22 protein-coding genes and 1 tRNA gene are annotated in these 22,790 nt (G+C 71.3%); 14 read left to right on the top strand and 9 right to left on the bottom strand.

All coding sequences use genetic code 11. The features are described from left to right. Positions 1–4: 4 nt before the first annotated feature. On the top strand, positions 5–1,201 hold the full coding sequence (locus ACLFRB_RS07190) for a glycoside hydrolase family 3 protein (protein WP_411068332.1): 1,197 nt from the start codon (positions 5–7) through the stop codon (positions 1,199–1,201). Continuing rightward, on the top strand, positions 1,202–1,678 hold the full coding sequence (locus tag ACLFRB_RS07185) for a DUF192 domain-containing protein (protein WP_411068331.1): 477 nt from the start codon (positions 1,202–1,204) through the stop codon (positions 1,676–1,678). It abuts the gene before it with no gap. 7 nt (positions 1,679–1,685) lie between these two features. On the opposite strand, the gene ACLFRB_RS07180 is transcribed toward ACLFRB_RS07185, so the two are convergent. Further along, positions 1,686–1,961 carry a hypothetical protein gene (locus ACLFRB_RS07180; protein WP_411068330.1) on the bottom strand — a complete coding sequence of 92 codons (276 nt, stop codon included), beginning with the start codon at positions 1,959–1,961 and terminating at the stop codon, positions 1,686–1,688. A 200-nt stretch (positions 1,962–2,161) separates the two neighbouring features. On the opposite strand from ACLFRB_RS07180, the gene ACLFRB_RS07175 reads away from it, so the two are divergent. After that, positions 2,162–2,683: a GlcG/HbpS family heme-binding protein gene (locus ACLFRB_RS07175; protein ID WP_411068329.1), complete on the top strand. Its 522-nt coding sequence runs from the start codon at positions 2,162–2,164 to the stop codon at positions 2,681–2,683. Positions 2,684–2,735: 52 nt separating this feature from the next. Here the strand turns inward: ACLFRB_RS07175 and ACLFRB_RS07170 are convergent, their stop codons facing one another. After that, positions 2,736–5,414 (bottom strand): GNAT family N-acetyltransferase, encoded by a 2,679-nt coding sequence (locus ACLFRB_RS07170; RefSeq protein WP_411068328.1) that lies wholly within the window; start codon positions 5,412–5,414, stop codon positions 2,736–2,738. A 193-nt stretch (positions 5,415–5,607) separates the two neighbouring features. Here ACLFRB_RS07170 and ACLFRB_RS07165 point away from each other — a divergent pair, with 193 nt between their 5' ends. Continuing rightward, complete coding sequence (locus tag ACLFRB_RS07165) at positions 5,608–6,531, top strand: histone deacetylase family protein (RefSeq protein ID WP_411068327.1); 924 nt, start codon at positions 5,608–5,610, stop codon at positions 6,529–6,531. Between the two features lie 89 nt (positions 6,532–6,620). Here ACLFRB_RS07165 and ACLFRB_RS07160 read toward each other — a convergent pair whose 3' ends face one another. After that, a complete protein-coding gene (locus tag ACLFRB_RS07160) occupies positions 6,621–6,899 on the bottom strand; it encodes a hypothetical protein (protein WP_411068326.1) in 279 nt (92 codons plus the stop codon). A 254-nt stretch (positions 6,900–7,153) separates the two neighbouring features. Then, positions 7,154–7,229: transfer RNA gene (locus tag ACLFRB_RS07155), tRNA-Glu, on the bottom strand. 125 nt (positions 7,230–7,354) lie between these two features. Between ACLFRB_RS07155 and asd the strand changes: the two genes are divergently transcribed. Beyond that, positions 7,355–8,251, top strand: a complete 897-nt coding sequence (asd, locus tag ACLFRB_RS07150) for an archaetidylserine decarboxylase (RefSeq protein WP_411068325.1) — start codon at positions 7,355–7,357, stop codon at positions 8,249–8,251. Positions 8,252–8,253: 2 nt separating this feature from the next. Here the strand turns inward: asd and ACLFRB_RS07145 are convergent, their stop codons facing one another. Next, positions 8,254–8,676, bottom strand: a complete 423-nt coding sequence (locus ACLFRB_RS07145) for a c-type cytochrome (RefSeq protein WP_411068324.1) — start codon at positions 8,674–8,676, stop codon at positions 8,254–8,256. A 127-nt stretch (positions 8,677–8,803) separates the two neighbouring features. Between ACLFRB_RS07145 and ACLFRB_RS07140 the strand changes: the two genes are divergently transcribed. Continuing rightward, complete coding sequence (locus tag ACLFRB_RS07140; protein ID WP_411068323.1) at positions 8,804–9,328, top strand: DUF2452 domain-containing protein; 525 nt, start codon at positions 8,804–8,806, stop codon at positions 9,326–9,328. A 35-nt stretch (positions 9,329–9,363) separates the two neighbouring features. Here ACLFRB_RS07140 and ACLFRB_RS07135 read toward each other — a convergent pair whose 3' ends face one another. Both ACLFRB_RS07135 and aroC read right to left on the bottom strand, forming a co-directional pair. Then, positions 9,364–10,557, bottom strand: coding sequence for an MFS transporter (locus ACLFRB_RS07135; protein ID WP_411068322.1), 1,194 nt, complete (start codon positions 10,555–10,557; stop codon positions 9,364–9,366). Positions 10,558–10,800: 243 nt separating this feature from the next. After that, the gene (gene aroC / locus ACLFRB_RS07130) at positions 10,801–11,874 is read right to left on the bottom strand and encodes a chorismate synthase (protein ID WP_411068321.1); all 1,074 of its coding nucleotides are present in this window, start codon (positions 11,872–11,874) and stop codon (positions 10,801–10,803) included. A 135-nt stretch (positions 11,875–12,009) separates the two neighbouring features. Here aroC and ACLFRB_RS07125 point away from each other — a divergent pair, with 135 nt between their 5' ends. Both ACLFRB_RS07125 and ACLFRB_RS07120 read left to right on the top strand, forming a co-directional pair. Then, positions 12,010–12,612 (top strand): peroxiredoxin, encoded by a 603-nt coding sequence (locus tag ACLFRB_RS07125; protein WP_411068320.1) that lies wholly within the window; start codon positions 12,010–12,012, stop codon positions 12,610–12,612. A gap of 170 nt (positions 12,613–12,782) precedes the next feature. Beyond that, complete coding sequence (locus tag ACLFRB_RS07120) at positions 12,783–13,865, top strand: glycosyltransferase (RefSeq protein ID WP_411068319.1); 1,083 nt, start codon at positions 12,783–12,785, stop codon at positions 13,863–13,865. Here the strand turns inward: ACLFRB_RS07120 and ACLFRB_RS07115 are convergent. Both ACLFRB_RS07115 and ACLFRB_RS07110 read right to left on the bottom strand, forming a co-directional pair. After that, positions 13,857–14,825 (bottom strand): lysylphosphatidylglycerol synthase domain-containing protein, encoded by a 969-nt coding sequence (locus ACLFRB_RS07115; protein ID WP_411068318.1) that lies wholly within the window; start codon positions 14,823–14,825, stop codon positions 13,857–13,859. The two genes, ACLFRB_RS07120 and ACLFRB_RS07115, sit on opposite strands and share 9 nt — an antisense overlap. After that, positions 14,801–16,126: a hypothetical protein gene (locus ACLFRB_RS07110; RefSeq protein ID WP_411068317.1), complete on the bottom strand. Its 1,326-nt coding sequence runs from the start codon at positions 16,124–16,126 to the stop codon at positions 14,801–14,803. Before ACLFRB_RS07110 ends, ACLFRB_RS07115 begins: the two co-directional genes overlap by 25 nt. A gap of 383 nt (positions 16,127–16,509) precedes the next feature. On the opposite strand from ACLFRB_RS07110, the gene shc reads away from it, so the two are divergent. From shc to ACLFRB_RS07080, 6 genes are all read left to right on the top strand, one after another. Further along, a complete protein-coding gene (gene shc, locus ACLFRB_RS07105; RefSeq protein ID WP_411068345.1) occupies positions 16,510–18,411 on the top strand; it encodes a squalene--hopene cyclase in 1,902 nt (633 codons plus the stop codon). Then, the gene (locus ACLFRB_RS07100) at positions 18,408–19,157 is read left to right on the top strand and encodes a hypothetical protein (protein ID WP_411068316.1); all 750 of its coding nucleotides are present in this window, start codon (positions 18,408–18,410) and stop codon (positions 19,155–19,157) included. The genes shc and ACLFRB_RS07100 overlap by 4 nt, the downstream gene beginning before the upstream one ends. A gap of 73 nt (positions 19,158–19,230) precedes the next feature. After that, the gene (gene hpnH, locus ACLFRB_RS07095) at positions 19,231–20,379 is read left to right on the top strand and encodes an adenosyl-hopene transferase HpnH (protein WP_411068315.1); all 1,149 of its coding nucleotides are present in this window, start codon (positions 19,231–19,233) and stop codon (positions 20,377–20,379) included. A gap of 39 nt (positions 20,380–20,418) precedes the next feature. Further along, positions 20,419–21,459 carry a hopanoid-associated sugar epimerase gene (gene hpnA, locus ACLFRB_RS07090; RefSeq protein ID WP_411068314.1) on the top strand — a complete coding sequence of 347 codons (1,041 nt, stop codon included), beginning with the start codon at positions 20,419–20,421 and terminating at the stop codon, positions 21,457–21,459. A 7-nt stretch (positions 21,460–21,466) separates the two neighbouring features. Then, the gene (locus ACLFRB_RS07085; RefSeq protein WP_411068313.1) at positions 21,467–22,288 is read left to right on the top strand and encodes a TlyA family RNA methyltransferase; all 822 of its coding nucleotides are present in this window, start codon (positions 21,467–21,469) and stop codon (positions 22,286–22,288) included. A 62-nt stretch (positions 22,289–22,350) separates the two neighbouring features. Beyond that, positions 22,351–22,647: an exodeoxyribonuclease VII small subunit gene (locus tag ACLFRB_RS07080; RefSeq protein WP_411068312.1), complete on the top strand. Its 297-nt coding sequence runs from the start codon at positions 22,351–22,353 to the stop codon at positions 22,645–22,647. Positions 22,648–22,790: the final 143 nt, after the last annotated feature.

The raw sequence follows: 22,790 nt of genomic DNA, 5'->3' as shown, positions 1-22,790 counted from the left end.
CATCATGTCCCGGCCCCGCGCCGGTCCCTGCCCGGCCGCCCGCCCCCGAGCCACCCACGGCGCCGGGGCCACGGCGCTTCTTTGGAGACTGGGGGCCGCCCTTGTCTTCCTCGCCGCCCCGGGCGGTGCCCAACCGGCTGGTCCGAGCCTGGACGCCCGCATCGGCCAGATGCTCATGGTGGGCTTCCGCGGCACCCTGCCGGGGCCGGAGCACCCCATCCTGGAGGACATCCGGGACCGGCGCATCGGGGGGGTGATCCTCTTCGACCGGGACGTGGCCGCGGCCTCGGACCGGCGCAACATCCGCAGCCCCGCCCAGGTGCGGAGGCTCACCGCGCGGCTCCAAAAGGCCGCCGAACGGCCCCTGCTGATCGCCGTGGACCAGGAGGGCGGCCGGGTGAGCCGGCTGCCTCCCGAACGGGGCTTCACGCCGACCCCGTCCGCCGCCGAGCTGGCCGCCGCCGGGCCGGAGGCCACCCGGCGGGCCGCCGGGGAGACGGCCCGGCAGCTAGGCAGCCTCGGCCTGAACCTCAACCTCGTCCCGGTACTGGACCTGGCCCGCAACCCGGACAGCCCCGTTATCGCCGGGCTGGAGCGCAGCTTCGGGGCGGACCCCGGGTCGGTGGCCCGCCACGCCGCGGCGGTGGTCCATGCCCACCGGGCCGCCGGCGTGCTGACCTCCGTCAAGCACTTCCCCGGCCACGGCAGCGCCCGCGGGGACACCCATCGCGGGCTCGTGGACATCACGCGGACCTGGGACCCGGCGGAGCTGGCTCCCTACAGGCGGCTGCTCGCCCGGGGGCTGGTGGATACGGTCATGGTGGGCCACCTCATGCACCGCGGGCTTGATCCCGAATGGCCCGCCTCCCTGTCGCGCCGGGTCATCCACGGCCTGGTGCGGAAGGAGCTGGGCTTCGAGGGGGTGGTCATCCTCGACGACCTGCAGATGGGGGCGATCCGGGAGCACCACGAGCTGCGCACGGTGGTGCGCCGGGCCCTGGAGGCGGACGCCGACATCCTTTTGTTCGGCAACAACCTGGTCTACGAGCCGCGGATCGCGGCGCGGGTCCACGGCATCATCCGGGAAATGGTGCGCTCGGGCCGGGTGAGCGAGGAGCGCATCGACCGCTCCTACCGGCGCATCCAGACCCTCAAGGAGCGGGTCGGCACCAACCCTGGAAGCCTGGGAAAGGAGGACTGAATGCGGAGCATCCTAGCTGCGGCCTGCCTGCTGTCGTACGCGGTGGCAGCGGTCGGGGAAGAGACCGACGACACAGTGTCGGCCACCATCTCCGGAGAGCAACTGGAAGTGGAAATCGCCGCCACTCCCGGGGATCGAAAGCAGGGCCTCATGGGGCGCAACCGCCTGGGAGCGGATCGGGGCATGCTCTTCGTCTGGCCGGAAGCGGACCACCGTGCCTTCTGGATGAAAAACACCCCCCTCCCCCTGTCTATCGCCTTTCTCGACGAAAAGGGCCGTGTCCTCAATATCGAGCAGATGGCCCCTCTCCGCGAAGACGTCCACTACCGCTCCCGTCGGCCCGCGCAGCTGGCCCTGGAAGTCAATCAGGGGTGGTTCGAGGAGCGGGGCATCGAGCGGGGAGATCAAATCCGGCTGCGCATCCCGGCCGACCTCCTGCCCTGGCGGGAGGACGCCCTGGTGATGGGGGAGCCCTAAAGCTCCCTTAGCCTTCCCCTTGCGGGTCGCCGGCGGGCTCCTCCCTCAGGGCCAGCAGCGCGGCCTCCACCCGCTCGAGGCAGTCCGTTTCGCCGCCGATCATCCCCTCCCCCTCGGCGATCTCCAGCTCGCGGGCGTCGTATTCCCAGCGGCGCAGAAGCTCCACCTTCTCGGCGCGCTCCAGGACGGGATGGTCCCGAATCTCCTCCGGCGTGGTGAAAACCGATAGGGGGTCCCGCCGGGCCTTCTCCAGATCCGGCCTCGCATCGCCTGCCACGGCCATGGCTCTTCCTCCCTCTGGATCGGCCCGGATCTCCGGGCCGGTGGGTGCCCCTTCCACCTGCATGCATGCCGGAGCGCCTTGAAAGGCGGTTCCCGGCATGGTATCCGCCCCTTCCAAATGTCCGGTATTCACCGATTGTTCGCCACCCGGTACCGTCTGTTCAAGCCCACGACAAACCCAACCAACCTAGGAGAAGTCCCATGGAGACAAGGAACCGCTGGAAGGCCGCTCTCACCGGCATGGCCGTCGCCCTGCTCCCGCTCCCCGGCCCGTCCATGGCCCAAGAGCAGGATGTGGTGAGCGTGAAGCGGATGTCCATGGAACTGGCGCAGGATATCGCCCAGGGGGCGGTGGAAGCCTGCCGGGACGAGGGCTACCAGGTATCCGCCGTGGTGGTGGACCGGGGTGGCGACACCCAGGCCCTGCTGCGGGATGTCTACGCCCCGCGCATGACCATGGACATCGCCCGGCAGAAGGCCGGGGCCGTCATCCTCTCCGGGACCTCCAGCGCCCAGGTGCGCGAGGGCCGTTCGGACATCGCCGCGGACCTGAACCACCTCGGCGAGGTGCTGACCATGGAGGGCGCCCTGCCCGTCGAGAGCCAGGGCGCCTTGATCGGGGCCGTGTCCGTCAGCGGCGCCCCGGGCGGGGACATCGACGAGGAATGCGCCCAGTCGGCCCTCGACGGCGTGGCCGACCGCCTGGAGTTCGGCGATATGTAGGGGCGCCGGCACCGCCGCGTCAGGGGCCCCGAGAGGGGCCCCTTGTTTTTTCCTACAGCTCCTTGCGCAGCACCAGGATGCCCGGATCCTGGTCGGTGGGCCGCACGGTAAAATGCAGGCGCTCCGCGAGGGCGCGCATCTCCGTGTTGTTGGACAGCATCTCCCCTTCCATGACCTTGAGGCCCCGTTCCTTGGCGGTCTCCAACAGGGTCTGCGCCAGTCGGGTGCCGATCCCCTTCCGCCGCCACTCGTCGGCCACCACGATGGCGAACTCGCAGCTCTCCCCGTCCGGATTGACGGTGTACCGGGCCACGCCCAGCTCTACCTCTTTTCCGCCCCGCTCGGTCACCGCAATGAAGGCCATCTCCCGGTCGTAGTCGATCTGGGTGAAGCGCACCAGCATTTCCTGGGTGAGCTCGTGCAGGGTGCGCATGAAGCGGAAGTACTTGGACTGTTCGGAGAGGTTGCGGACGAACTCCTGCTCGATCTCGGCGTCCTCGGGCCGGATGGGACGGATGACGATCTCCGTGCCGTCCGCCAGCTGGAAGTGCCCGCCCAGCTCCGAGGGGTACGGGTGGATGGCCATGTGGCCATAGGGCTCCAGGGTGGGCGTGGGAGCCTTGACGCGCATGCGGGCGTCCACCGCCCAGACCCCCCCCGGGTCCGCCATGAGCGGATTGATGTCGAGCTCCTGGATGTGGGGCAGCTCGCAGACCAGCTCGGAGACCCCCAGCAGGGTGTCCTCCAGGGCGGTGCGGTCCGCCGCGGGCAGGTTGCGGTAGGCGTCCAGGAGCCGCGAGATCCGGGTCTCCTCCACCAGCCGGCGGGCCAGGAAGCTGTTCAGGGGGGGCAGGGCCACGGCCCGGTCGCGCATGATCTCCACCGCCGTGCCACCGGCGCCGAAGCTCACCACCGGACCGAACACCGGGTCCCGCAGCACCCCCACCAGCAGCTCGCGGCGGTGGGGGTGGGTGTACATGCGCTCCAGCACCACCCCGTGCAGGCGGGCCTCGGGACGCTGCCTCGCCACCTCCTCCAGCAGCTCGTTGTAGGCGTGGCGCACCGCCTGGGCGTTGCCGATGTTGAGCCGGACCCCGCCCACGTCCGACTTGTGGCTGATGTCGGGGGAGTTGATCTTCATGGCCACCGGGAAGCCTAGGGACTCGGCCATCACCAGGGCCTGGTTGGCGGAGGTAACCTCCACCGACGGCAGCACCGGCACCCCGAAGGCGGTGAGCACCGCCTTGGACTCCATCTCCGAGAGCACCTCCCGGTGCTCCGCCAAAGCCCCCTCGATGATCAGCCGCGCCCCCTCCGGATCCGGCTCCGAGCGGAAGGAGCGCGGCCCCGGCACCTGCAGGAGCTGCTCCTGGTTGCGCCGATGGGTGGCCAGGTAGGAGAAGGCCTCCACCGCCGCCTCCGGGCTGCCGAAGTAGGGCACCTGGGCCTCCCGGAAGCGCTGCCAGCCGGGGGCCACCTGCTCCTCGCCCATCCAGCAGGCCAGCACCGGCTTGTCGCTCGCCCGGTGGGCCTCCACCACCGCATCGGCGGCCTCGCGGGGACGGGTCATGGCCTGGGGGGTGAGCATGGCCAGAACGCCGTCCAGGTGGGGGTCGGAAAGGCAGGCGGACAGGGCCTCGCCGTAGCGCTCCGGGCTGGCGTCGCCCAGGATGTCCAGGGGGTTGGCCCCCGACCAGTGCTCCGGAAGGCGCTGGTTGAGGCGCTCCACGGTCCCCTCGGCGAGCTCCGGGACCTCTACGCCTACGTCGACGGCTCGGTCCGTGGCCAGCACCCCCGGACCGCCGGCGTTGGTGACGATGCCCAGCCGGCTGCCGCCCACCTTGGGGCGCTCGGCCAGCATCTGGGCGGCGGCGAAGAGCTGGTCGATGGTCCGGGCGCGCACCGCCCCCGCCCGCCCGAGGGCCGAATCGAACACGTCGTCGCCGCCCACCAGGGCCCCCGTGTGGGACATGGCGGCCCGCGACCCCGCGGCGTGCCGTCCCGCCTTGACCACGATCACCGGCTTCAGCCGCGCCGCGCTGCGCAGCCCGCTCATGAAGCCACGGGCATTGTGGATGCCCTCCACGTAGAGGAGGATGCTGGAGGTCTGGCCGTCCAGGGCGAGGTAGTCGAGGACATCGCCGAAGTCCACATCCGCGGCGTCGCCCAGGGAGACCATGGCGGAGAATCCCACCTGATGGGGGCGGGCCCAGTCGAGGATGGCGGTGCACAGGGCCCCGGACTGGGATACCAGGGCGAGGTTGCCCGGCTCGGCGGTGTTGTTGCTGAAGGTGGCGTTCACCCCCCGGCCGGGGCGGATCACCCCGAGGCAGTTGGGCCCCAGCACGCGGATGCCGTAGTAGCGGGCGTATTCCTCCAGGTCCCGCTCCAGGCGCCGGCCCTTGGCCCCCGCCTCGCCGAAGCCGGCGGACATGACCACCGCCACCTCCACGCCGTGCTCACCGCATTCCCGAACGATGCCGGGTACGGTCTCCGCGGGCGTGGCCACCACGGCCATGTCCACCCGCTGGCCGATATGGCCGATGCGCTCGAAGCAGGGCTGGTCCAACACCGCGTCGTATTTGGGGTTCACGGCGAAGAGCGAGCCGGGAAAGCCCGCTGCCAAAAGGTTGCGCAGCACCTGCCCGCCCACCGAGCCAGCCTTCTCGCTGGCGCCGAACACGGCCACGGACTCGGGGGCGAAGAGCTTGTCCAGGTAATGGGGGCGCATGGGCGGGACCTCGCGGTGGACGCGGGTGGGGGCGTTGCCCTTTCAACTTGCCTGCCCGGCGGGGGCCTTGAAAAGATGGCCGGCATAGGGGGCGTACCGGGGCCCCTTCGTGAGCTCCCCGGGTCCGGTGCCGCGGCCCGGGTTCCCCCGGCGGCCTTGGCGGTGTAAGGTGCCAGCCCCACGCGGAGCCCCCATGACCGTAGCCCTGGTAACGCACCCCGCCTGCGCGGAATACACCCTCCCCCCGCTCTACCCCGACCAGCCGGCCCGGCTGGACGCCATCAGCGACCAGCTAATCGCCTCCGGCCTGGAGCCGCTCCTGCGTGGAGTGGAGGCCGCCGCGGCCACCGACGACCGGATCACCGCCGTGCACGCCCCCGAGTACCTGGCCCGCCTGGAGCACAGCCTGCCCCAAGAGGGGTGGACCCCCCTGGACGGGGACACCCTGCTGGCCCCGCGCTCCCTGGCGGCGGCGCGGGGCGCGGCGGGGGCCGCCCTGCGCGCCATGGAGCTGACCCTGGCGGGCGAGGTGGAGGCCGCCTTCGCCCTCACCCGGCCCCCCGGCCATCACGCCGGGCGCGCCTCCGCCCGAGGATTCTGCCTGCTCAACCATGCGGCCCTGGCGGCGCGCCACGCCCTTCGGCACCCGGGAACCGACCGGGTCGCCATCGTGGACTTCGACGCCCACCACGGCGACGGCACCGAATCCCTGGTGTGGGAGGAGCCGGGCCTGCTGTTCCTGTCCCTGTTCCAGGAGGGGGGGTTCGGCGCGCCCAGCGGAACGGGGCCGGGAAACGCCGTCCGCCTGCCCCTGCCCCCACGCGCCACGGGCCGGGAGCTGCGCGCCCTGGCCCGGCAGCGCTTGCTCCCGGCCCTGGAAGGCTTCCGGCCCGACCTGCTGCTGTTTTCGGCGGGATTCGACGGTCACGCGGAGGAGGACCTCGCGGACCTCCGTCTCCTGGAACGGGACTACGCCTGGCTGGTGCGGGCGTGCCGGGCGGCCGCCGGCGCCGACGGCCCGCCACCTACCGCCCTGGTGCTGGAGGGGGGATACGTGCCCAGGGTGCTGGGCCGGTGCGTAACCGAGGTGGTCCGGGCCCTGCTCGGGCCCGCCTGAGGCAGCGGCCTCCAGGGGGCGACCAGCGCCCGCGTCCGAAGGGGCTCTCCATGGCCCGCCAAGGGGGCCGGGAACGCCGGGCCCTGCGCCTAGCGGCCGCCCTCCTTGCGGCAGTCCTCCAGCTCGCTCCCCCATTCCGCCAGCAGGGCGTCCCGGACCTCCCCCTGCTTCCAGCTCGCCAGGAGGCGCTCGCGTCCTACCCGCAGCACGATCCGCTGCCAGCCCTGGCGGACCGCACACTCCACGTCCACTTCCCAGTACCCGTCCCGGGGCTCCACCTGGAACAGGTAGGCCTCCACCCCCAGCTCCTCCAGCAGGTGCTCGGTGGCGGCCCGGGCCCGTTCCAGCTCGTCACCGGAGATGCGCATGACCGCCTCCTCGGATGGCCGGAAAGCGGATCTCCGCGAGGCGCGAGCTCGGGGGAGATCCGCCATGGACTTTTGTCGAGAATAACAGGGTGGCGAAGGAACCCGCGCGGGGATTGGGTGCCCAAGCGCCCGGAGGCCTGGGTGGGCCCCGGGCCCCTCGATGGAAGGAACCTGCGAGAAAACGCAAAGAGCCCGGCGAGAGATCGCCGGGCTCTTTGCGACCAGCCACCGCCCCTGTGGGGCGTTGGCGTATATGGCGTCCCCAGGGGGACTCGAACCCCCGTCTTCGGCGTGAAAGGCCGATGTCCTGGACCGCTAGACGATGGGGACGCGGCGAAGAAGAAGCGGTATTTAAGCAAATCCGACGGGGAGGGTCAATGCCCCGGACGGGTATCCTGGACCCCGCAATCCGGCTATCCTTTGGGGCCCCTGAATCCTTGGAGAACTTGCCCGGTATGCCCGTTTTCAAGACTGCCCTGGCCCGCCTCGGCGCCTGGGCCCAGTACCCCCTTCCCCACCACGCCCTGTCCCGCCTTCTGGGGCTCGCCACCCGGGGGCGGCACCCCTGGGTGCGGCGGCCGCTCATCCACTGGTTCCTGCGCCGCTACGGGGTGGACATGGCCGAGGCTGCGGAACCGGATCCGGAGGCCTACCCCGACTTCCAGGCCTTCTTCACCCGCCCCCTGAGGCCGGGGGCGCGCCCCCTCTGCCCGGAGCCGGACAGCATCGCCAGTCCAGCGGACGGAACCCTGAGCGAATTCGGGCACCTTTCGAAAGGCCGCTCGATGCGTGCCAAGGACGCCGCATTCCAGGTTCCCGAGCTGCTGGGGGGGTTGGCGGATCGGGCCGCCCCCTTTGCCGGGGGGAGCTTCCTGACCGTCTATCTGGCCCCGCGGGACTACCACCGGGTCCACATGCCCGTGGAGGGTACCCTGCGGGAGATGGTCCACATCCCGGGGCGGGCCTTCAGCGTGAACCCCGCCACCACCGCCCACGTGCCGAACTTGTTCGCCCGCAACGAGCGGGTGGTGGCCCGGTTCGACACGGAGGCGGGCCCCATGGCCGTGGTCCTGGTGGGCGCCATGCTGGTGGCCACCATCGGCACCGTCTGGGCGGGTACCGTCACCCCGCCCACTCGGAGGGAGATCCGACACTGGAACTACCCGGCAGCCGGGGAGGGGGCCGTCCGCCTGGCAAAGGGGGAGGAAATGGGCTGGTTCAACCTGGGATCCACCGTCATCGTCCTCTTCGGCCCTGACCGGGCCCGATGGCGGGAAGGCCTGTCGCCGGGACAACGGGTTCTGACCGGTAGCTGCCTGGGCCGCGTACCGGTGGAAGCCAATGCGAATTAGGCCTACTCCACGGGATCCAGATCCCCTTTCTGAATCTCCTTGAAGAAGGAGACAATGGCCTTCCGGTTGGATTCCTTCTGCATGACCTCAAGCGTGGGCATGTCCATGGAGTAATCGTCGACAATGGACTGCGCGTAGTCGTCCTCCGACTCCACCATGGCCTCCGGATCCTCCAGCCATTTCAAGAGCCAGTCCTCGGAGGGGACCCGGTCCAGGACCCCGCCCAGGCCTGGCCCGGAGGCTTGGTCCTTCTCCTTCAGGGTGTGGCACTGCACGCACACCTTGAAAAAGATCTTCTGGCCCTTGGCGGCCTCCGCCGTGGATTGGGCCCGGATCTCCGGCGAGAAACCTCCGGCAAGCATAAGGGCGGCCGGCAAAAAGAACGTGCCCAGCAGCGTTCGGGCACGACGGGACCGCTCATCCATAGGTTCGGCTCCTGGTTGCGGGCTAGCCAGCGACGAAACGCCGAGTGGACGCGCCGGCCCAAGGTTGAAGGGCCTTCGCGCGAACAGCTACCCTATTAACTTTAAGATGCCTTTTATCGAGGATCAAATGGCCGACGACCCGAAGAGCTCCCGAGAAGACAACGCCCACAAGACTCCCCAGGACAAGGGGGAAATCCATCAGGGCCCCGACCATAGCTCTCCCTACCCCGTGGAGCGCGGCGCGCCGGCCTTCAATCTCGTGGACACCGCCCAGGAGATCGAGAAGGCCGACCAGATGGTGAATACCCGCGTGAGCGGTAAGCTAAAAGTTATTGCCGACCAGATCAAGGCGCTCCAGGCCGAGGCCGAAGAGATCATGAGCAGCGCCCAGCAGGACATGGAGCTGCACAAAGCCCAGTGCAACTTCCAGCGCCAGCCGGGGAAAATATACCATCTCTATGAAAAAGAGGACGGCACGCTGTACTTCTCCATGCTCTCCGAGGAGGACTGGAACGGCAATCCGCCAGACACCTTCCGCGGCTCCTACCGCCTGGAGCCGGACTACTCCTGGACTCCCGCGGACAAGATCGACGAGCCCGACGACACCCAGGCCCTGGTCAACAAGCTCCTGGAGAGCCGAGGCCTGGACTGACCCTCCGGTCGGCGCCGCACCGCTCCCCCCATCCCCTAGATCGAGCGCCGGGCCGGAGCGGCCACCCGGGTCAGGCCCATGACCGCCACGCCCAGGGCCGCCAGTCCGCCGGCCACCCAGAAGGTGGCCCCTCCCCCGATCCAGTCCCACAGGGTGCCCGAAAGCAGGGAGCCCACACCGCCACCGAAACCGAAGGCCAGGCTGGAATAGAGCGCGAACCCGGACGACCGCAGGCGGCCGGGGAACAGCTCGTGGGTGTGGTGGGCGGCTGCGGCGTGGAAGGTGGCGAAGGTGGCGGCATGGAGCACCTGCGCGGCCAGGAGCCAGGCCAGGGCGGTGGTGGTGCCGATCACCATCCAGCGCAGGGCAGCCAGAAGCAGACTTCCCGCCAGGATGGAGCGCACCCCGAAGCGGCGCACGAGCTGATCGGTGTACAGGAACACCACCACCTCGGCCAGCACCCCCAGCCCCCACAGCAGGCCGATGGCCAGGCCGGAATAGCCGTTTTCGCTCAAAAAGATGGAGAAGAAGCCGTAGTAGGCCCCGTGGCTGGCCTGCATGAGGAAGGTGGTGACGAAGAAGCCCCAGACCCGCCTCTGCCGCAGGGTCGCCAGCAGGCTCCCCCCGCCGGCCCCGCTCCCCGCCGCCACCCCCGGCTCGGGGACCAGGAAGGTGAAGACCAGGATGCCCAGCAGCAGGGCGTTCATGAAATCCAACAGCCGCGCGTAGCCCAGGACGTCCAGCGCCGGCCCGAGGGCCACCGCGGTGAGGATGAAGCCCAGCGAGCCCCATAGGCGCAGGCGCCCGTAGTGGACCCCCCGGCTGCGGACCACGTCCCACACCGCCCCCTCCACCAGGGGCAGGGGGCCGGCGTGGAAGAAGGCGAACAGGGCCACCACGGGCAGCATGGTCCAGAAAGTGTCCAGGCCGTAGAGCGGCAGGAAGGCCAGGAGGGTGCCCAGGGCGGTGTAGCGGGCCACGGTCAGCCTGCGCCCGGTGCGGTCGGCCAGGGGGCCCCACACGTTGGGGGCGAAGATCTTGGTGACCTGGATGGCCCCCACCAGCACCCCGATCTGGAAGGCGACCATGCCCAGGGATTCCAGGTAGAGGCTCCAGTACGGCAGGATGGCGCCGAGGGTTGCGAAATAGACGAAGTAGAAGCCGCCGAAGCGGAAGGCCAGGTCGCGGTTTAGCACGTTCCCCTCTGCGGTGCCGGAATCGGCCTCCAAGGGTGGCTCCTTCGAATCGGGGCGGGATACCTCGTAGCGAAAAAACCGCAGAGACGCCGGGGACGCGGAGACCGGCAGACCAATCCGGCGGGCGCCCTGTCGCGGAAATTCGGTCCGGAATAGGGCGGCGATTGCCGCGAACTTTACGGGACCGCCAGAAGGCCTCCCCTGGGGTGAGCCCCCATTGCCCGGCCTCGCTCCCAGCTCCCGAGGCCTTCCTCTGCGGCCTCCGCGCCTCTGCGGTTACCCGTCGCCGCGCTCGCCGTTCTGGGCCCGGTCGCGCAGGAAATGGTCCATGAGGGTCAGGGCGGTCATGGCCTCCACAATGGGCACGGCGCGGATCCCCACGCACGGGTCGTGGCGGCCCTTGGTCACCACCTCTACCTCGTTGCCGTGCACGTCCAGGCTCCGCCGGGGCACCTGGATGCTGGAGGTGGGCTTGATGGCCACCCGGGCGGTCAGGGGCTGGCCGGTGGAGATGCCGCCCAGGACCCCGCCGGCATGGTTGGACAGGAACCCGGAGGCGTCCATCTCGTCGCCGTGCACCGAGCCCCGCTGCCCCACCACATCGAACCCGTCGCCCACGGCCACCCCCTTCACCGCGTTGATGCCCATGAGCGCCCTGGCCCAGTCCGCTTCCAGCCGGTCGAAGACGGGCTCGCCGAGGCCGGCAGGCACCCCGAGGGCCTCCACGTAGATCTGGGCGCCGATGGAATCGCCCTGCTTACGGACGGCGTTGAGCGCCGCCTCCAGCTCCGGCACCCGGTCCGGGTCGGGGCTGAAGAAGGCATTGTCCGGGACCGCCGACCAGTCCCGCCGCTCCAGGCGCACCTCGCCCATGGCCTCCAGACAGGCACGAATGGTTATGTCCAGCCGGTCGGCCAGGAACTTGCGGGCGATGGCCCCGGCGGCCACCCGCATGGCGGTCTCGCGGGCCGAGGCCCGGCCTCCGCCCCGGTAGTCCCGTCGCCCGTACTTCTTCCAATAGGTATAATCCGCGTGCCCCGGACGGAATTTGTCCTTGATCTCGGAGTAGTCCTTGCTCCGCTGATCCGTGTTGCGGATCAGCAGGCCGATGGGGGTGCCGGTGGTCTCTCCCTCGAAGACCCCGGACAGGATCTCCACCTCGTCGGCCTCCCGGCGCTGGGTGGTGTACCGGGACTGCCCGGGACGGCGCCGATCCAGGTCGCGCTGGATGTCCGCCGCGTCCAGGGACAGGCCGGGCGGACAGCCCTCCACCACCGCGCCGAGGGCCGGGCCGTGGCTTTCCCCGAAGGTGGCGACGCGGAACAGCTCGCCGAAGGCGTTTCCTGGCATTGCGGATTCCCCGAGTGGCGCCCGGCGGTTTGGCCGGGAAAAAGGGGCATGCTACCATAGCCGCCCTGATTTAGAATGAGTCTAATTGCCATCTAAAAGCCGCATCCGACACCCCAAGACGAGGAGAAGCCCTCCATGAGCGTACTGGTCAACAAGCAGGCCCCCGACTTCGCCGCCCCGGTCGTGCACCCGGACAACCAGATCCAGGAGGAATGGCACTTCCTCAAGGAGACCCAGGGCAAGTACCGGGTGCTGTTCTTCTACCCCCTCGACTTCACCTTCGTCTGCCCCTCGGAGATCATCGCCTTCGATAACCGGGTGAAGGAGTTCGAGAAGCGCAACTGCGCGGTGGTGGCCTGCTCCATCGACTCCCATTTCACCCACCTGGCCTGGAAGAACACCCCGGTGGACAACGGCGGCATCGGCCAGGTGAGCTTCCCCATGGTGGCCGACCTGACCAAGAGCATCGCCCGCGACTACGACGTGCTCGTGGACGAGTCGGTAGCCCTGCGCGGAACCTTCCTCATCGACCGCAGCGGTGTGGTGCAGCACCAAGTGGTGAACAACCTGCCCCTGGGCCGCAACATCGACGAGACCCTGCGCATGCTCGACGCCCTGCAGTTCCACGAGGAGCACGGCGAGGTCTGCCCCGCCGGCTGGCAGGAAGGCGAGAGCGGCATGAAGGACACGCCCGAAGGGGTGGCCTCCTACCTCGCGGAGAAGTCCTCCGACCTGTAGGCTCCGCCGGATCCGTCGCGAGACCGGGCTGCGGCCCGGTCTTTTTTTTGTCCCTTCCCCCGGACCGGCTTCCCCCTCCTCTTGAGGCAGCCGGCAAAAGCTGCCTGTATGGGACCAGTGTCCTCCTCGTTGGTCCTCGCCGTTCCCCATTTCCGGAGCCGGAATCAGCCATGGGCGGAGAAAAGGTCCTTTTCGCGGTGCACGACTGGGGGCTCGGCCACGCCACCCGCTCCCTGCCGCTTATCCGCGGGCTCCTGGACGCCGGCAACCGCGTCACGGTGCTGTCCACCGGCCGGGCCCTGCGGCTCCTGCGCGGCGAGCTCGGGGACCGGTGCGCCTTCATCGCCCTGCGCGACCTCCCCAAGGCCTCCAACCGCAGCGTGGCCGGATTCTACCTGCAGATGAGCCTCGCCCTGCCGCTGATCCTCGCCACCTTCCGCCGGGAGCGCCGCTTCACCCGGGACCTGTGCCACCGGGAGGGCTTCACGCGCATCGTCTCCGACAGCCGCGTCGGGGTCGGCCTGCCCGAGGTGCCCAGCTACCTCCTCTTCCACTCCCTGCGCCACATCATCCCCGGTCGCCCGCAGCGCCTTGAAGGCCTGGTGGAAGGCACCCAGGCGCGGCTGTTCGCCGGTTTCCGCCGCGTCCTGGTCCCGGACGCGGCGGAGGACGGGGGCCTCTCCGGCGACCTCAGCCACCACCTCGCCCGCGACTGGGGCGACCGCCTGGCCTACATCGGCCCCCTGTCCACCGTCGCCCCCCAGGCCGGCGAAGCGGACCTGGATTATTTCGTCACCCTCTCCGGCCAGGAGCCCCAGCGCACCCTGCTGGAGGAGCGGGTGCTCGCGGAGGTGGAGTCCCTGCCGGGCCGGATCGTGGTGGCCCTGGGCAAGCCGGAATCCGGGTCCCGCAGCCTGGACCGGGGCCGCATCACCATCCACGACTACCTGGACCGCCCGGCCCAGCAGGCCATGATGAATCGGGCCCGCCTGGTGATCGGCCGCTCCGGCTACACCACCCTCATGGAGCTGGCCCAGCTCGGCAAAAAGGCCCTGTTCGTCCCCACTCCGGGACAGAGCGAGCAGGAATACCTGGCCCGCTACCACCGGCAGCAGGGCCACGCCCACGGCGTAATGCAGCGCCGCCTGGACCTGGCCGCGGACGTATCCGAGGCCGAGACCTACCCCGGGCTCCCGCGCACGGCCCCCGCCGCCGAGTCGGTGCGCCGCTTCCTCGACATGGTGCTAGCCTGAGGAGGCCAGCTCCCGGTGCAGCCGGAGGACCAGGCCCCCGCAGACCAGCCACACCGACCCCAGCCAGACCACCCGGTATCCCAGGATGGCGGCCAGGGCCTCGTCGAGGCCGTAGCCGTAGGCCTGGGCGGCCCCCAGGGCCACCGCCTCGATCACCCCCAGCTGCGTGAGGACGCTGGCCACGAGCAGGGTCACCCACAGGGCCACGAAAAAGATGGCCACCGCCTGCTCCGGAGCGAGGCCCTCCAGGCCCGTGGCCCGTCCCACCACCAGCAGCCCCATCCCCTGGAGGACCAGGTAGGCCGTGGTCAGCCCCACGGCCACCCAGAGCCTCCCCGACCGTCCCAGGTGGCGGACCCCGTGGATCATGCCCAGCGCGCCCCCGGCTAGGGGCCTCAGGATTCCCCGGACGGACCCCAGCCAGCGGCGCACCGAACGGGACTCCACCACCACCGCGACCCCCACTACGTGGATGAGGATCAAGCCCACCATCAGGGGCCCGAGCCAGTCCCATCCGGGAATGCCGAGCACCGACAGGACCGCCATCACCACCAGGGTCTCCACCAGGATCATGAGGGTGGTGGCCGCGGAAGAACGCCCCGGCGGGGCCACCCCCAGGCGGCTCAGCACGTAGTTCTGGGCGTAAACCCCCGAGGGAACGGTCACCGCCAGCTCGCCGACGGCGAAAGCGAGCAGGAAGGGCCGCCAGCCCATGGGGTAGCCGAGCCCCGCCAGGAGGGTGCGCAGCACGGCCCCCTTGAGGGCGAGATACGCCACGGTGAGTCCGAAGCCGGCGACCACCGCTTCCGGGGCGATCCGCTCGATGCGGGCGAGCACCGTAGGGAGGTCGGAGATACTGAGCAGGAAGAAGACCAGGGCGGCGGCCAGCAGCACGGGCAGGAAGACATGGGGCCGCAGGAAGGCCCGGACCGCTCCTATCCCCGAATCCGGGGCGCCCATGCTGCCTCGGCCGGGGCGGCCTCCGCCGGGGCCCATTGGCGGGCGAAGGCGGCATGCTCGTTGGCGCCGTAGGGGACAAGCCCGGCGGGCCTCCAGGGATCGGGAGGCCCGAGCGCCGCCTCCCCCACTCTGAACCCGCCCCATGGCTCCGGGTGCAGCAGGCCGTGGCGGCGGCCGAAGGCGAGGAAGGCGCCCACCCGCTGGGCCCGCGAGGCCGGATCGAGCAGGAGAGGATCCACCCGGGCCCCGACCCGATGGTACCCCTTCGCCTCCGCCGCCGCCCGCTCCTCGAGCTCCGCGGCGGTGACCCTTCGACCCCGCATCCCCGCCTCCACCAGATGGGCGCCGCCCACCTGGGTCAGGGTCAGGGTGGTCTGCGCCTGGATGGCTTCCTGGACCGCCCCGGCGCGCTCCTTCCGCTTCCGGCCCCCCGCCTCCACCCACCCCGCGCCCAGACTCAAGAACACCCGGGGCCGGGCAATGGTGGCGTCATCGTGGGTGATCCCCAGGGGAAGGATCGCCGGAGACGGAGTGCCCCCCTCCAGGAGCCGGTGCAGCCCGGACCGTACCCGATCGACCCCACCGTGCGGAGAGACCCGGCCCTCGGGCACCAGATGGACGGCCGCTCCCTGGGCCAGGGCCTCCTGGACGGCCCGGAGATGCCCCGCCACCACTTCCCGCTCCCACGGCAGGGTGTGGCGCAGGCACTCGCGGGTCAGCTTGCGCAGTCCGTGGGGCAGGTGCAGCAGCGGCCGGTAGCGGGGAGCCAGGGCCGCGCGGAGGCCCTGCGGCTCGCCGGGACGAGGGGCCAGGCCCTCGAAGCGTCCAACCCAGGCCGGCCGCAGCACCCCGGCCAGGGGGAGGTCCCCCTCCCGCTCTGCGATCTCCCCCAGGACCTCCCCCAGGGTGCGCTCAAAGACCCGCCGCATGGGATGGACGTGCAGCAGGCTCAATACCGGGCCCAGATCCAGGGGGCCCAGCGCCCCCCGGGCCCAGGCCGGCCACCCGGTGAGATACTCCCGGAGGAATCCTTTGCGGAACAGGTCCTCCCGGGCGACGAAGTGCGGCAGGCCCTCCCCGAACCGGCCCGCCCGAACCCCCATCAGGAGATCCCCCACCAGGGGACCGTCCGAATCCCGCCGATGGTTGGAGACCACCAGGACCGGCCCCACCCGCGGGCAATGCTCCCGGCCGTCGATGTGCACGGAAAACCGGATCCGCAGACGCGCGCGGGCCACCTGCGCCATGCCGCCCCGCAGGAGTCGCGCGGCTCCCCGGCCGGCTCCGCTGGACTGCTCCATGATCCCCTCCGGTACGCTGTCACCCCCCGAAGCCGCCAAGGCGCCCCCCGGCGACAGGGGCCCCACCACCCGAGCCCCAGGTCCCATCTTTGGCGGAAGCCGCCCCCGCCCGCAACCCGCACGGGCCCGCCCGCGCCCCGGCCATTGGGGTCCTCCCCCGGGGCATTGACAAAATCAGCGCGCACCCTCGAACAATGGAATCGATAACCGCCTGGATCCCCGGACTTTCCGTTCCGCGCCCCGAGAAGCCATCGAGGGCCACCCCGCTCCGTGGCCGCCGTCCCCCGCGGGCAGCCGTTCGCACCATTCGGAAAGGGCGTACCTTGGCAAGACTCACCTCCTACAAAGACGACGCGCTCGGGACCACGGACCAGGGCGGCGGCCTGCGGACCACCGGCTACACCCTGGACCGCTCCATCGCGGCGGCCGAAGCGGCCCTGGTGGACCACCAGTTCCCCGACGGCCACTGGTGCTTCGAGCTGGAAGGCGATTGCACCATCACCGCCGAATACATCCTGATGATGCACTTCACGGGGGAGATCGACTCCGGGCTGCAGCAGCGGATGGTCCGCTACCTCCGGGAGCGCCGGGACCCCGCCCACGGCGGCTGGCCCCTGTATCCTGGTGGCCCTTTCGACCTAAGCGGCTCCGTCAAGGCCTACTACGCCCTGAAGCTGGCGGGCGTGGACCCCGAGGAGCCCGCCATGGAGGAGGCCCGTGCGGCCATCCTGGCCAACGGCGGTGCGGCGCGCTCCAACGTCTTCACCCGCTTCCTGCTGGCCCAGTTCGGGCAGATCCCCTGGCGCGGCGTGCCCATGGTGCCCGCGGAGATCGTGCTGCTGCCCACCTGGTTCCCCTTCCATCTGAGCAAGGTCTCCTACTGGGCCCGCACGGTCATGGTGCCCCTGTCCATCCTCTACACCCGCCGTGTACAGGCCCGGAACCCCCAGCGGCTGGGCGTGCGGGAGCTGTTCACCGTCCCCCCGGAGCGGGAACGGCGCTACTTCCCGGTCTGGTCCTGGCCGAACCGAATCATCCTCACCATCGAGCGGACCGCGGCCCGGGCGGAGCCCCTGTTCCCTCGGCGGACCCGCGAGCGGGCCGTGCACGAGGCGGCCCACTGGTTCATCGAACGCCTGAACGGCGAGCACGGCCTCGGCGGCATCTTCCCGGCCATGGTCTACGCCTACGAGGCCCTGGACCACCTGGGCTACGGGCCGGACCACCCCTACCGCATCCAGGCCGGCCGGGCCCTGCGCAACCTGGTGGTGGAGCAGGGGGACGAAGCCTATTGCCAGCCCTGCCTGTCCCCGGTGTGGGATACCGCCCTCGCCTGCCACGCCCTGACGGAGGTCCACGCCGGCATCCCGCCGGAAGAGGCGACCCGGGGCATGGACTGGCTCCGCCCCCGCCAGGTGGAGGAGCCCCGGGGCGACTGGACGGCGGACAACCCCGACCTCCCCGGCGGGGGGTGGTGCTTCCAGTACGAGAACCCCCACTACCCGGACCTGGACGACACGGCCACCGTGGCCAATCTCCTGCACGCCGGCGGCGACTCCGCACGCGAGCCCGAACGGATCCGGCGGGCGGTGGACTGGGTGGTGGGCATGCAGTCCCGGGACGGCGGCTTCGGCGCCTTCAACGCCGACAACACCTACCATTACCTGAACGAGATCCCCTTCGCCGACCACGGCGCCCTCCTCGACCCCCCCACCAGCGATGTCACCGCACGGTGCGTGGGCCTCCTGGGCCGGGTGGACCATCCGGAGGCTGGGGCCGCCCTGCGGCGGGCCGTCGACTTCCTGAAGGCGGCGCAGGAGCCGGAGGGCCCCTGGTTCGGCCGCTGGGGGACCAACTACGTCTACGGCACCTGGTCGGTGCTGGAGGGGCTGAGCCAGGCGGGCCTGGACATGGACGAGGCGTGGATCCGGCAGGCCGTGCGCTGGCTCAAGAGCGTGCAGCGGCCCGACGGCGGCTGGGGCGAGGAAAACGACACCTATTTCCAGCCCGAGCGGGCCCGCCGCGCCCCGCGCAGCACCCCCTTCCAGACCGCCTGGGCCCTGCTCGGCCTGATGGCCGCCGGGGAGGCCCAGAGCCCCGCGGTGCGGGCGGGGGTGGACTACCTGCTGGGGACCCAGCGAGCGGACGGCGGCTGGGAGGACCCCTGGTTCACCGCCCCCGGTTTCCCCCGTGTGTTCCACCTGAAATACCACGGCTACACCAAGTACTTCCCGCTCCAGGCCCTGGCCCGCTACCGCAACCAGATCCGGGGGGCAGAGCGGTGACCGTGGGCGTGGTCGCCGCCCTGCCCCTGGAAGCGGCGTGCCTGCCCGCCCCTTCCACCCGGGCGCGGCCTCCGGAAGGCCGAGTGGCGGTGTCCGGCCCGGGACCGCAACGGGGAGAAGCGGCCGCCCGCCGGCTGGCGGTCGAGGGCGTGGAGGCCCTGGTGAGCTGGGGCGTGGCGGGCGGGCTCGACCCCGCCCTGCCCGCGGGGACCCTGATTCTTCCGGAACGGCTTCACGTCCCCGGCGAGGCCACGGTGGACGCCGCCTGGCGCTCCCGACTCCTGGGGGCCCTCGTCCCCCGCCTGCCGGTGAGCCCGGGGCCGCTGCTGCATGCCGAAGAGGTGACGGGCTCCCCGGCGATCAAGGCGGATCTGTTCCGGGCCACCGGCGCCGCGGCGGTGGACCAGGAGAGCGGCCCCGTGGCACGAGTGGCCCGACAGGCCGGGCTCCCCTTCGTGGCCCTCCGGGTGGTGGTGGACCCCGCCCGGCGGGGGCTCCCTCGGGCCGCGCAGGCCGCCCTGCGGCCCGACGGCACCCTCCATAGACCCGGGCTGTTGGGCGCCCTGCTGCGGGAGCCTGCCGCCCTGCCCGGCTTGGCCGCCCTGGGCCTGGACCTCCGGCGGGCCCGGGCCACCCTCCGCGAGGCGGGCCGGATCACCGGCCCCCGTCTGGGCGCGGACGAATCGAGCGCGCCCATGGCCGGGGAGGCGCCCGCCTCTCCCGCCCGGGTGCCGGTGGGCGGCTAGACGAAGCACATTCCGGGCGCCGCCTCCCCGGAGGGGGAGGCCGTCTTCCGCGGACAACGGAACGAGGCGAGCCATGGGCATCCCCCTGCTGCAGCAATACCGCGTCGGCACATACATCCTCGGGCAGAAGCTGGCCGGCAACCGCCGCTACCCCCTGGTGCTCATGCTCGAGCCGCTGTTTCAGTGCAACCTGGCCTGCGAGGGGTGCGGCAAGATCGCCTATCCCGACGACATCCTCGCCCAGCGCATGAGCGCGGAGGAATGCCTGGAGGCCGTGGACGAGTGCGGGGCGCCGGTGGTTTCCATCGCCGGCGGCGAGCCCCTGCTGCACAAGGAGATGCCCCGGGTGGTGGACGGCATCATCCGGCGCCGCAAGTTCGTCTACCTGTGCACCAACGCCCTGCTGGCCACCAAGCGGATGAAGGACTACACCCCCTCGCCGTACCTCACCTTCTCCATCCACCTCGACGGCGACCGGGAACGCCACGACGCCTCGGTCTGCCAGGAGGGGGTGTACGACCGCGCCACCGAGGCCATCACCAAGCTCCGCGAGGCGGGCTTCCGGGTCAACGTGAACTGCACCCTCTTCCAGGGGGAGGACCCCGAGCGGGCCCGGGACTTCTTCGACGAGGCCACGAGCCTGGGCGTGGAGGGGATCACCGTTTCCCCCGCCTTCGATTACGAGGGCGCCAAGCGCCACGACATCTTCATGGGCATCCGCACCATCAAAGAGCTGTTCCGCGGCATCTTCCGCGCGGGCAAGGGCCACAAGTGGCCCCTCAGCCATTCGGGGCTGTACCTGGACTTCCTGGCCGGCAACCAGGACTACGCCTGCACCCCCTGGGGCAACCCCACGCGCAACATCTTCGGCTGGCAGCGCCCCTGCTACCTGCACGCCGACGGGGGCTATGCCCCCACCTTCCGCGCCCTGATGGCGGAGACCGACTGGGAGGCCTACGGCGTCGGCCGCCACCCCAAATGCGACAACTGCATGGCCCATTGCGGCTTCGAGGCCACCGCCGTGGAGGACACCGTGCGCCACCCCTGGAAGGCCCTGAAGACCGCTCTGCGCGGGCCGCGCACCGAGGGGCCCATGGCCCCCGACCCGCCGCCCGCCGAGCCCCGGAAGGCGCCCGACACCGTGGCCACCATCCCGGTGGAGGCCATCGGCCGGTCAACCGGGGAGAAGCCCGCCCATGGCGCCAACCGGCAGGTGGGGTAAAATGCCCCTTGCGTCGCGCCTATCCGGGGGGACCGCCCCATGACCGTGCTGGTGACCGGGGGCACCGGGTTCGTCGGCTCCGCGCTGGTGCGCTCGCTCCTGGCCGCCGGTCACCGGGTCCGGGTGCTGACGCGCCGCGGCAGCAGCCGCGCCAACCTGGCGGGCCTGCCGGTGGAAGTGGCGGAGGGGGACCTCGCCGACCCCGCCACCCTGGCGCCGGCCCTGGAGGGCTGCCGGGCCCTGTTCCACGCCGCGGCGGACTACCGCCTGTGGGTGCCGGATCCGGAGCGCATGTACCGCGCCAACGTGGAGGGCACCCGCATCCTCATGCGGGCGGCCGCCCGGGCCGAGGTGGAGCGGGTCGTCTACACCAGCAGCGTGGCCACCCTGGCGGCGCGCGCGGACGGCGAGCCGGCGGACGAGGGGCGCTCCGCCCCGGAGGCCGAACAGATCGGCCCGTACAAGCGTTCCAAGGTCCTCGCCGAGGCCGAGGTACTGCGCCAAGCGCGAGAGGAGGGTCTGCCGGCGGTCGTCGTCAACCCCTCCACGCCGGTGGGGCCCCGGGACGCCCGCCCCACCCCCACCGGGCGCATGATCCTGGACGCCGCGGCCGGGCGCATGCCCGCTTACGTGGACACGGGGCTGAACCTCGTCCACGTGGACGACGTGGCCGCGGGCCACCTGGCGGCCCTGGAGCACGGCCGCATCGGCGAGCGCTACATCCTGGGCGGGGAGAACCTCGCCCTGTGCGAGATCCTGGCCCGGGTGGCCGCCCTCATGGACCGCAAGCCCCCCCGGGTGCGCCTGCCCCGGAACCTGGTGCTGCCCGTGGCCTACGGCGCCGAGGCCTGGGCGGGCCTCTCCGGCCGCGAGCCGCTGACCACCGTGACCGGCGTGCGGCTGGCCAAAAAGCGCATGTTCTTCTCCAGCGCCAAGGCCGCGCGCGAGCTGGGCTACCGGGCCCGCCCCGCCGACGAGGCCCTGGCCGAGGCCCTGGAATGGTTCCGCGCCCAGGGCCGCCTGGACCGGGGCCCGCGCACCCCCGCCGGCCCCGCGAGCGCACCCAACCGGGAGGCATGAGCGACCCGTGAGCGAGGAGGCCCCCACCGTGGAGACCCGGCGCCTGCGCCTCGACACCCTCCTGGTGCGGCGGGGGTACGCCGCCAGCCGGGCCCGGGCGCGGCGCCTGATCGAGGCGGAAGCGGTGCAGGTGGGCGGCCGGGTGGTGACCAAGCCCGGCCGCACCGTGGCCGAGGAGGCCGAGCTGACCGTCACCGGCAGCGACATTCCCTACGTCTCCCGGGCCGGCCTGAAGCTGGAGGCCGCCCTCGACCGCTTCAGCCTCGACCCGGCCGGCGCCCGCGCCCTGGACGTGGGGGCCTCCACCGGCGGGTTCACCGACCTGCTCCTGCAGCGCGGGGCCCGCGAGGTGGTGACCGTGGACGTGGGCACGGATCAGCTCCATGCCCGCCTGCGGGACGATCCTCGGGTGCGCGGCCTGGAGGGCACGGACATCCGCAGCGCCGACCCCGGACTGCTCGGCGCGCCCTTCCCCTGGCTGGTGGCGGATCTGAGCTTCCTGTCCCTGGGCGGCGTGCTGCCCGTGCTGCGGCGACTGGTCACGGAAGACGCGGTGGTGGCGGTGCTGGTGAAGCCCCAGTTCGAGGTGGGCCGGGGCAAGGTGGGACGCGGCGGCGTGGTCCGGGACCGGCGGCTGCGCGAGGCGGCCCTGGAACGGGTGCGGGCGCAGGCGGAGGGCGCCGGGCTCCGTTCCGGCGACGCCTTCGAGGTGCCCCTGGCGGGCGAGTCCGGCAACCGGGAATACTTCCTGCGCCTGCACCCCGCACCCGCCGGGGCGGCGGGCCGCGCGTCCGGGCGGGAAATTGACCCTCCCGGGGAGCTGGGGTAACTTAGCGGCCATCGCCCGGCCGGGCGTGTCACCCCTTCCCAACGCAACCCCGCAATCCGACCTTGACCGAACCATCCGAACCGACTCCGGACACCAACGGCGAACAGGACCAGGAGCTGTCCTTCGAGCAGGCCCTCGCCGAGCTGGAGACCCTGGTGGAGCGCCTGGAATCCGGCGAGCAGGGGCTGGAGCAGGATCTCGCCGACTTCGAGCGGGGCATCCACCTCTCCCGCCAGTGCGAGAAACGGCTCCAGGAGGCGGAGCAGACGGTCTACAAGCTCGTGGGCGACACCGAGGAAAGCGAGCACCTCGCCCCCTTCGGGGACGGCGCCGAGCCTCCCGAAAGCGACGGCGAGTAGGCCCCGTGGAGCCCCTCCTGCGCAGCTTTATCGAGGACCGGCGCGGGCGCGTCGAGCGCACCCTCGAGGACCTCCTCCCGGGCGACGAGGACCTAGCCCCCTCCCCGCTCGGGGGCGCCCTACGCTACGCCGTGCTCGGCTCC

Source organism: Thiohalorhabdus sp. (assembly GCF_046545655.1).
Lineage (GTDB): Bacteria > Pseudomonadota > Gammaproteobacteria > Thiohalorhabdales > Thiohalorhabdaceae > Thiohalorhabdus.
This window is presented reverse-complemented; position numbering and strand designations above follow the sequence as displayed.